General features: G+C 41.6%; 11 protein-coding genes. 7 read left to right on the top strand and 4 right to left on the bottom strand.

Annotated elements, in window-relative coordinates:
- Window positions 1–223: transposase (locus IQ224_RS18445; RefSeq protein WP_130757148.1), on the bottom strand; the 223-nt coding region annotated here is incomplete at its 3' end.
- Between the two features lie 170 nt (window positions 224–393).
- Between IQ224_RS18445 and IQ224_RS18440 the strand changes: the two genes are divergently transcribed.
- Complete coding sequence (locus IQ224_RS18440) at window positions 394–765, top strand: endonuclease domain-containing protein (RefSeq protein WP_002759989.1); 372 nt, start codon at window positions 394–396, stop codon at window positions 763–765.
- Window positions 766–918: 153 nt separating this feature from the next.
- Window positions 919–1,212: a nucleotidyltransferase family protein gene (locus IQ224_RS18435; protein WP_002746193.1), complete on the top strand. Its 294-nt coding sequence runs from the start codon at window positions 919–921 to the stop codon at window positions 1,210–1,212.
- A gap of 123 nt (window positions 1,213–1,335) precedes the next feature.
- Here the strand turns inward: IQ224_RS18435 and IQ224_RS18430 are convergent, their stop codons facing one another.
- Genes IQ224_RS18430 through polA form a run of 3 tightly spaced genes read right to left on the bottom strand, consistent with a single transcriptional unit; the run spans window position 1,336 to window position 4,741 of the window.
- The gene (locus IQ224_RS18430) at window positions 1,336–1,584 is read right to left on the bottom strand and encodes a heavy-metal-associated domain-containing protein (protein WP_002746192.1); all 249 of its coding nucleotides are present in this window, start codon (window positions 1,582–1,584) and stop codon (window positions 1,336–1,338) included.
- A gap of 36 nt (window positions 1,585–1,620) precedes the next feature.
- Window positions 1,621–1,866: a hypothetical protein gene (locus tag IQ224_RS18425; RefSeq protein WP_002746191.1), complete on the bottom strand. Its 246-nt coding sequence runs from the start codon at window positions 1,864–1,866 to the stop codon at window positions 1,621–1,623.
- A 4-nt stretch (window positions 1,867–1,870) separates the two neighbouring features.
- A complete protein-coding gene (polA, locus tag IQ224_RS18420; RefSeq protein ID WP_194033328.1) occupies window positions 1,871–4,741 on the bottom strand; it encodes a DNA polymerase I in 2,871 nt (956 codons plus the stop codon).
- A gap of 337 nt (window positions 4,742–5,078) precedes the next feature.
- On the opposite strand from polA, the gene IQ224_RS18415 reads away from it, so the two are divergent.
- The 5 genes from IQ224_RS18415 (at window position 5,079) to IQ224_RS18395 (ending at window position 9,197) form a co-directional block, all read left to right on the top strand.
- Window positions 5,079–5,315: a hypothetical protein gene (locus IQ224_RS18415; RefSeq protein ID WP_002746188.1), complete on the top strand. Its 237-nt coding sequence runs from the start codon at window positions 5,079–5,081 to the stop codon at window positions 5,313–5,315.
- On the top strand, window positions 5,312–5,740 hold the full coding sequence (locus IQ224_RS18410; RefSeq protein WP_002746186.1) for a type II toxin-antitoxin system VapC family toxin: 429 nt from the start codon (window positions 5,312–5,314) through the stop codon (window positions 5,738–5,740). Before IQ224_RS18415 ends, IQ224_RS18410 begins: the two co-directional genes overlap by 4 nt.
- Before the next feature lie 176 nt (window positions 5,741–5,916).
- Complete coding sequence (locus IQ224_RS18405) at window positions 5,917–6,843, top strand: UDP-glucuronic acid decarboxylase family protein (protein WP_002746182.1); 927 nt, start codon at window positions 5,917–5,919, stop codon at window positions 6,841–6,843.
- 45 nt (window positions 6,844–6,888) lie between these two features.
- Entirely contained in the window at window positions 6,889–8,274 is a 1,386-nt protein-coding gene (locus IQ224_RS18400; RefSeq protein ID WP_002746179.1) for a UDP-glucose/GDP-mannose dehydrogenase family protein, read from the top strand.
- A 239-nt stretch (window positions 8,275–8,513) separates the two neighbouring features.
- Window positions 8,514–9,197, top strand: coding sequence for a Mo-dependent nitrogenase C-terminal domain-containing protein (locus IQ224_RS18395; protein ID WP_002746178.1), 684 nt, complete (start codon window positions 8,514–8,516; stop codon window positions 9,195–9,197).
- The last annotated feature ends 264 nt before the right edge of the window (window positions 9,198–9,461 follow it).

The following is a 9,461-nucleotide window of genomic DNA, read 5'->3' as shown; positions in this document are numbered from 1 at the left end:
CTACTGTACTTTTAGCTTGGGCGGCAATTATATCTGAGGGGTGAAAATAGGGGGAATTCCAAAAGTCGTAGGTGGCACTCGCTGCGGCTAGATTTCCCGAAGCTTGTGGCACACTTGTACTAGGTTGACTGGCCAAGTTTTCTACGATACTGATTAACCTTTTCTTTCTTCTGGTGTCCCCTAGGTCTGCATATTGTAATTCTTGGGCTGCCCATTTCTCCATTTTTTTGCTTACCTCCACCTTAATTCCTTCTTTCAAAACTATACCTATCAATCGTTTCCCCTTTTTTTAAGTTTCTTCTCTTTTTGTTAAGAAAGATCTGACTAATGGATAGCTTTTTAAGGGGGGTAGGGGGGATCAATGAACCTTTTTAAGGGGGGTATGGGGGATCAATGAACCTAAACAACAGCGACTTTCATCTACCTTATAATACTGCCCTAGTAGCCAGAGCGAAAGAACTGCGAAAGAACATGACCTTAGCAGAGAAAAAGCTGTGGTATTCCTATCTAAAAAATTTCAAATTCAAAGTCCTAAGACAACGCCCCATTGATCATTTCATTGTTGATTTTTATTGCCCTAGCCTCAAACTTGTGATTGAAATTGATGGAGATACTCACTTTACGGATGAGGGAAAAGCCTATGATAAAGAGAGAACTGCGCGATTAGAAAGCTATGGATTAAAAGTTATTAGATTCACGAATTCGCAGGTATTAAGAAATTTTGAGGCGGTTTGTGAGCAGCTAAATCTTTCGATCCCCCCTTAATCCCCCCTTAAAAAGGGGGGAAAATTTAACGCCTAGAAATTGCTAAAATAGGAGTGGAAAAAGCAATAGAAACCGAGGAAGAAACGGCAACCGCTTGGATAAATCAACAACTAGAAAGCTTGGGAGTAAACCTAATCTGATGAACACAAAAATATGAAAATTCCTCAAGAAAAACTCTCACAACTTTGCCAACATTGGCATATTCATAAACTTTCCTTATTTGGTTCAGTTTTACGAGATGATTTTACCGCAGATAGTGATATTGATATGCTCGTTGAGTTTGAACTTGGTTTTACCCCTAGTTTTCTCAAACTTCATCAAATTCAAGAAGAATTATCTCAATTATTTGATGGACGTACTATTGATCTCGTTACCATCAAATCTCTTAATCATCATATTCGTGAGCGTGTTTTAGCAACAGCAGAGGTGTGTTATGTTCATGATTGACATAGCAAATAAAGCACTTAGCTTTGTAGAAGGTTTCAGTCGAGCAGTATTCGAGATGACATTCAACAATAATCACGACAATTTTTGATTTTTACAGAGGTATATTTTTAACGGGGGAGGATGTCAACCCTCACTGCTAGACTCAACAATATGGCCGACTTCGCTGATCCATTGGGCAATTTCTGCGGGGGATGCGGTGGTTTCTACCGTGACGATTTTATTGGCTACATCCACCGATATTTGGGCTGCCGGTTGCTGATTGTTAATCGCTTTAGTAATGGTATTAGCGCAACCTTCACAGGCAATACTAGGCACTTTTAGGGTAATTGTCATTGTTGTAACTCCAGTAACTTTATAGCTAAAAACTAGCATAAATTGTCAGGGGTAGCTGATTTTTTAATAGTTTATTTACCATTTCAGCACTGCCGCTTCGATCCCCTGTTCCCGACGCAGTTGACTATCTTTTTCTAGCCATTGAATGACCTGTTTATGGGTTAATTCTTCTAGGGTTACTCCCGTATCCTCGGCGATTATTTTTAGTAAGCGTAGGGAAGAAATCGTTAAACGAGTCAGGAATTTTTCGGGAGAAGTCAAGAGGGCAGCGTCCACATCTGCGGATTCTTCTGGGGTTAAAAATTGTCTGTTTTCGATCATAGTTTTATTTGGTTTCCATCCAATTGTCACCGGCTTTTATTTCTACCAAGAGAGGGACTGTCAAAGAGACAGCTTCTTCCATAGTCGTCTTGATTTTTGACTCTAGGGATGGCCATTCTTCCCTCGGTACTTCCAAGACTAATTCATCATGGACTTGCAGCAGTAATCTGGCTCGATAATTTTGTAGTACCTCGGCCAATTTTACCATCGCTACTTTAATAATATCAGCACTGGAACCCTGAATGGGCGCATTAGCGGCCGATCTTAATAATTGTGCCTCCTCGTTGTTGAGTTTGAGGCTATCTAAATCGATGTCATGTAAGGACAGTCCCCGCAGTCTTTTTAAGAGGGGATTATCAAAGTTAAAATAACGTCTTCTACCCAAAATAGTTTCTACATATCCCTGAGCGATCGCTTGTTTTTTGCTATTCTCTAAATACTGAAATACTTGGGCATAACGTTGATGATATTTTTCAATAAATTTTCTGCCCTGTTCTACGGTTAATTTCGATTCACGGGCGAATTTTTGCGCTCCCATGCCATAAATAACCCCGAAGTTAATTGTTTTTCCTAAACTGCGTTCTTCGGGGGTAATTTCCCCTTTATCAAAGAGCAATTGAGCGGTGACTTTATGAACATCTTGATTACTACGATACGCTTCTAATAAAACTGGTTCTTGACTGAGATGAGCAAGAATTCTTAACTCGATTTGTGAGTAGTCCGCTGATACTAATAAGTAACCATCTTCGGGGATAAAAGCTTGACGAATTCGCCTAGAAAATTCACTGCGAACGGGGATATTTTGCAGGTTAGGATTGGAGGATGATAAGCGTCCGGTGCTGGTGATAGTTTGATTAAAATCTGTATGTACTCTTGCGTTTTTTGGTTCGGCTAATTTCGGTAAAGCATCCACATAGGTGGATTTTAATTTGGATAAGGTGCGATGTTCAAGGATATAATCAATTAAGGGATGATCTCCTTGTAGTTTCTCTAAAACACTTTGATCGGTGGAGTAACCTGTTTTAGTTTTTCTGGATTTTTTGCGGTTGAGTGCTAATCGATCAAAAAGGATTTCACTTAACTGTTTAGGAGAGCCAAGATTAAAAGTTTCTCCGATGGATTCATAAGCTTTTTTTTCTATGTCTGCTAAGTCTCTTTCTAGTTGCTGGGACAAGTTTTTTAGATAATTGATATTAATTTTTATACCATAATTTTCCATCTGCCACAGCACCATGACTAAGGGAGATTCTACCTCTGAGAATAATTGATATAAAGAGGGAATTTTAGTTAATTCTGCCTGTAATTTTTCTCGAAGTAAATAGGTAGCGTAGGCATCTAATCCGCAGTAGTTAGCAGTAGTGGTAATATCTAAATCAGCGATAGTTTTTCCCCCAGGAATACCGAGACTTTTATAACTAAGGGAAGTGATACCGTCTAAATAGCGATCGCATAAATCTTCGAGATTATGAGTTAGTTCGGGATGGAGGACATAACTAGCCACCATAGTATCAAAAACTAGACCTTTAACGGTAATTCCTTGATGATAAAAAACATCGATATCAAATTTCGCATTCTGGAAGACTTTCGGATAATTATCACTGGCTAAAATTGGGCGTAATTTTTCGAGGACTATCTCTAGATTTAAATTATCACCGTTCTGGTGGCCGATGGGAATATAGGCCATAGCATTTAATTCTTTTCCCCAACAGCAACCGATGCCGACTAATTTGGCTACACGAGGATTTAAATCCGTGGTTTCGGTATCCCAAGCGACAGGAAAATGTGGATTGGTGAAAGTTGTTAATTTTGCCAGTAAAGCATCTAACTTAGGAATAGTATCAATAATGTCAGGAGCAATTAGAACTGGTGGAGAAATAGGGGGTAAATCAAACAGAGACAATTGATTAGCATCAGCATCGCTAGTTAATTCTAGGGTAGGAGTGCCACCTAGATGCTGTTGAATTTGATCGAGTTTCTGGAGAATTTTCTTTAACTCTAATCTTTCCAATAAAGCTTTAACTAAACGTCGATCAAAACCTCGGAGACGAAATTTATCCTCTTCGAGGCTAACGGGGGCATCAAGGGAAATTTTGGCTAAATAGCGAGAACTTTCTGCGGCGGGTTTTCCCTCTAATAATTTAGTTTTTACCATTCCCTTAATCGATTCCAGATTGGTATATATATCGTCTAAGTTATCGTATTTTTTTAATAAATCTATCGCTGTTTTTTCGCCAATTCCGCGCACCCCGGGGATATTATCAGACTTGTCACCGCAAAGAGCTTTAAAATCTACTACCTGTTTTGGTGTCACCCCTAACTTTTCCGTGACAGCTTGGGAATTAAATTCTGTATAACCCTGTCCCGATGTACTTTTGACTGCATTGATATCCAGATAGAGAACCGTGGTTTTTTTCTCCTCATCTACCAATTGGAATAAATCTCGATCGCCTGTTAAAATCTTGACTGTATAACCATTATCGCCGGCCTGTTTTGCCAAAGTTCCTAAAACATCATCTGCTTCATAACCCGGAGAAGTCACAATAGGAATATTCATCGCTGCCAAGAGACTTTGCAGATTAGTTAAATCGGGGCGAAATTCTTCGGGAGTTTCTTGCCGATTAGCCTTATAATTAACATCAGCTTCATGGCGAAAAGAAGGGACTGCTAAATCAAAAGCAACTGCTAAATAAGTGGGTTTTTGAGTTTCTAGTAACTGCAGCAGAGAATTTAAAAACCCAAAACAAACACTGGTGGGAATGCCGGTAGAAGTACGCAGCGGTCCCGAACGAGACTTAGCAAAGGCATAATAGGCACGAAAAGCCAAAGAATGCCCATCAATCAGGATAAATAGCTTATTTTGCTCGGCACTGATCATAATCTAGCCTCTTTAGTCCTATCAAAATAATACTAAATAGTGTATAAAATTTACATCCCCTATTTTGCCCGAATTTGGCCAAATTTGACAAGGGAGTTTCTTCCGTATTAGAGTATAACAGATGCTGGCCTTGTTCTAACCTTAAATCTTTCTATCTCTTTACAGGCGGCGGATGCCTCTGCTACCAATTGCATCAATGTCATTTACAGGCATCCTGTTTGTACCACTAGGGAACTATCAGAAAAATGCGGATTACTGTAGGATCTGTTTTAAAGCTGTTAGCGAAGGGAATTATGCTACACTAGCATCAATATCTAGTCAAAAAGGCTTGTAATTTATGACTCCTCATCTTTCTCTTAGTCAGATTATAGAATCTATCGATCAACTTTCTTTAGAAGAACAAAACCAATTATTTGAAAAATTAGCGCAGAAAAAACAACAACAAGAGCATCCACTGCTCAATATACCAGTTACACTAACCTATAATCCCCTCTTAGATGAAGTCATAGAGAGTATAGAAACCTATCGTCAAAAAGTTGACCAAGAAGACAGTCAACAAGTTGAAACACCGTGACTCAATATATATTAGATACCGATCATATAACCCTACTGCAAAAACTACATCCGAACTTAGTTTGGAGATTAGCGTCTATCGATCCTGATGATACGACTATAACAATTATTACTTTAGAAGAACAAGTAAGAGGATGGTTCAGCGTGATCAGAAAATACTCTCAAAGCAATCAATATGAAAAGTTAATCAAAGGCTATCAAGGTTTGAGAGATATAGTTAATTATCTGAGCAAATTTAAAATTTTTAACTATACTTTAGAAGCTCATTATCATTTCAGAGAATTACGGGAGCAAAAAATTCGTATAGGAACACAAGATTTAAGAATTGCATCGATTAGTTTATCAGAAAAAAGTATTTTAGTAACACGCAATTATCGTGATTTCTCTCAAATACCTAATTTACGCCTACAAGATTGGACAATATAGAACTCTGTAGGGATGACTACGAAAATTGTTACATTTTTTAAGGATTACCCAGCCATTATTCAGCCATTAGCCTGGCATCGGCGATCGCTGATAACACCCCGTCAAAAAAAAGATTTGCCAAAAAGCCAGCGTAAGGGTATTTTAAGAATAATTTTATATGTTTACTTGTCAATTACATGAGAATCCTAGTTACAGGCGGTGCGGGTTTTATCGGTTCCCATCTAATCGATCGCTTGATGGAACAGGGTCATGAAGTGATCTGTCTGGATAACTTCTACACGGGGGTGCGGCGAAACATCGTTAAATGGCTAGGAAATCCTTATTTTGAGCTAATTCGTCACGATATAACCGAGCCGATCCGTCTAGAAGTTGATCAGATTTATCACCTGGCCTGTCCTGCTTCCCCAATCCACTATCAATATAACCCAGTAAAAACGATTAAAACCAATGTTTTAGGGACTCTGTATATGCTGGGCCTAGCTAAAAGGGTAAAAGCGCGATTTTTGCTCGCTTCTACCTCAGAAGTCTATGGCGATCCCGATGTGCATCCCCAAACGGAAGAATATCGAGGTAATGTCAACTGCATTGGACCGCGTTCCTGTTATGACGAGGGTAAACGGGTGGCGGAAACCCTGGCTTTTGAGTATTATCGGGAACATAAAGTCGATATCCGGGTGGCCCGGATTTTCAACACCTACGGCCCGCGAATGCTAGAAAACGATGGTCGAGTGGTGAGTAATTTCGTCGTGCAAGCTTTGCGCGGTCAACCCCTGACGGTTTATGGTCAAGGTTCCCAAACCCGCAGTTTTTGCTATGTTTCTGACCTAGTGGAAGGGTTAATGCGTTTGATGAATGGGGACTTTATCGGGCCGGTTAATCTCGGCAATCCCGACGAATACACAATTCTGGAATTAGCACAAGTGATCCAAGGCATGATTAATCCCGAGGCCGAATTAGTCTATAAACCACTACCGGAAGATGATCCCAAGCAACGACAACCGGATATCACTCGTGCTAAAACCTATTTGGATTGGAGTCCCACTATTCCTCTAAGTCAGGGTTTAAAAATGACGATCGAGGATTTCCGTTCTCGTCTCAGCTAATCCCTAATCAATAAATTTAACTTAATTGTCACCGGAGTGATTATCATGCGTGTTTGTGTTATCGGAACGGGTTATGTGGGTTTAGTCACGGGGGTTTGTCTAGCACATATCGGCCATCATGTTATCTGTATTGACAACAATGAAGAAAAAGTCAAATTAATGAAATCGGGACAATCCCCCATCTATGAACCGGGGTTATCGGAATTAATGCAGTCTTCGGCAGCCTCCGGCAATCTGGAATTTTCCACGGACCTAGAAGCGGGAGTTAAACACGGCGAAATCCTCTTTATCGCTGTTGGTACACCAGCACTACCCACGGGGGAAAGTGACACCCGTTATGTGGAAGCGGTGGCCCGGGGTATTGGGGCCCATCTCAACGGTGGTTATAAAGTAATCGTCAATAAATCTACCGTTCCCATCGGTTCCGGGGATTGGGTACGGATGATCGTCCTCGATGGAGTGGCCGAGAGACAAAAAAATCTCGTGGCCGCTGGTGGCGGTATTAGTACACTAGAACGCATTGAAGCGGAATTCGATGTGGTCAGTAATCCCGAATTTTTACGCGAAGGTTCGGCGGTTTATGATACTTTTAACCCCGATCGCATTGTTTTAGGCAGTAATAACCCGAAAGCCATCGAAATGATGAAGGAATTGTACGCGCCTTTGGTTGAACGTCAATTCTCTGAAGATCCCTCCTTGCCTCCCGTTCCCGTAGTGGTCACGGATCTCAGTTCGGCAGAAATGATTAAATACGCCGCTAATGCCTTCCTAGCCACCAAAATCAGCTTTATTAACGAAGTAGCTAACATCTGCGATCGCGTCGGGGCCGATGTCACCCAAGTGGCTAAAGGTATCGGTTTAGATTCCCGTATCGGCAGCAAGTTTCTCTCGGCCGGGATCGGTTGGGGGGGTTCCTGTTTCCCCAAAGATGTGTCGGCTTTGGTACATACCGCAGAAGACTACGGTTATGAAACGGAATTACTTAACGCCGCTATCAATGTTAACAAACGTCAACGGACAATCGCGATCGAAAAACTGCAACAGGAATTAAAAATCCTCAAGGGTAAAACCGTCGGTTTGTTGGGATTAACTTTTAAACCCGATACCGATGATATGCGCGATGCTCCGGCTTTAACTATGATCGAACAGTTAAATCGTTTAGGTGCTAAGGTAAAAGCCTATGATCCGATCGTTTCCCAAAGTGGTTTAAGTCACGGTTTAAGCGGTGTGATTATCGAATCGGATCCAGAAAGATTGGCCGATGGTTGTGACGCTTTGGTGGTGGTGACGGAATGGCAAGAATTCCTCCGTCTCGACTACGGCAAAATGGTTAAAACCATGCGCGAACCCGTGTTAATTGATGGTCGCAATTTCCTCGATCCTGCGGTGGTGACAGCAGCTGGTTTCCGTTACCTCGGTATTGGCCGTTAATACTAGGAATCCGCCTTTTCAGTAGGACTGACGCGGTTGGGGAAGGTACAAGCAGCAAAAACCCTTACCCCTGCTCCTAGGGGCGAAAACTGCCCGATTATGCCGTCTGAAAAACGAAAACTTCCTAGCTGACCATGGGTTATTGGCTATAGTTAAATGATATGAACGGGGGCCACTAGAATCCGGGGGCGATGGGTAGAATTAAATTGAGAAACTAGAAATCAGTTTTAGGAATACCTATGGTTAGCTCTGTTCAATACCGCTACACTAACGAACAAGTTAGGGACTGGTTACGGGGATTACTGACAATTGCCTGGTGTGATGGGGATTATAGCACCAGCGAACAGGAATCGATCGCCCGTTTCGCTCACGAATTAGAATTAGATGACGACCACGTTCTCTATCAATCGATTAGTCCCGAAGAATTGGCCGCAAGTTTCGGTCATGACCCCAAAATATCAGAAAACTTCCTCCGCACGGCGGTTATGGTAGCGATCGCCGACGGCATTTATTCCCCCGCAGAAGCGCAATTACTGCGTAGTTATCGGGATGCTTTCGGGTTAGAAATCGAGGCCTTGTCAGCTTTAGAACATACTATCTGTGAAATTCCCGAAATTACCACAGAAGCGAATAAATCCGAGTTTATCAGTGCCGAACATCCCCACCCAGATCTGCTGCATCCCCTCAAAGACTGGTTAGATGGGGTGGAAATGCACGATCCGCGCTTGGCCCGGTTTATCTGCAAAATGGTGCCGCCTCAATGTCCTTTTGAACGCGATATCGTGCTTTTTGGTCATAAATTAGTGCATATTCCGCCCCTGTGCAAGTTAAATCCTCTCTACGAACAATTAGTCGGTTTACGCTTCCGCGCCCTATCATACTTAGCCGATGATTGTCAAGAGGATATTTCCGAGTATATTTAGCCAGTTTAACTAAAATTACGGCTAAAATGGTATAAATATCCTGCTGACAGAAAACATCTCAGCCTAAGAGCTTTTCCTAGCCAGGGCTGGCTGAATAAATCTAAAAACCTTGTTGGATAAGGCTTTTAGACTTTTTTCCCCTCAAAAAGTGCTGACCATTGGAGTGATCGGGGGTAAAATTCTGGGACTTTTTCCCTGAAAATTAGGTAACTGACTACCTCAAAATCGGTAAAACCCTACACCCCACACCCCACACCCCACACC

Origin of the sequence: Microcystis sp. LEGE 00066 (assembly GCF_015207925.1) — a bacterium.
Taxonomy (GTDB): domain Bacteria; phylum Cyanobacteriota; class Cyanobacteriia; order Cyanobacteriales; family Microcystaceae; genus Microcystis; species Microcystis ichthyoblabe_A.
This window is presented reverse-complemented; position numbering and strand designations above follow the sequence as displayed.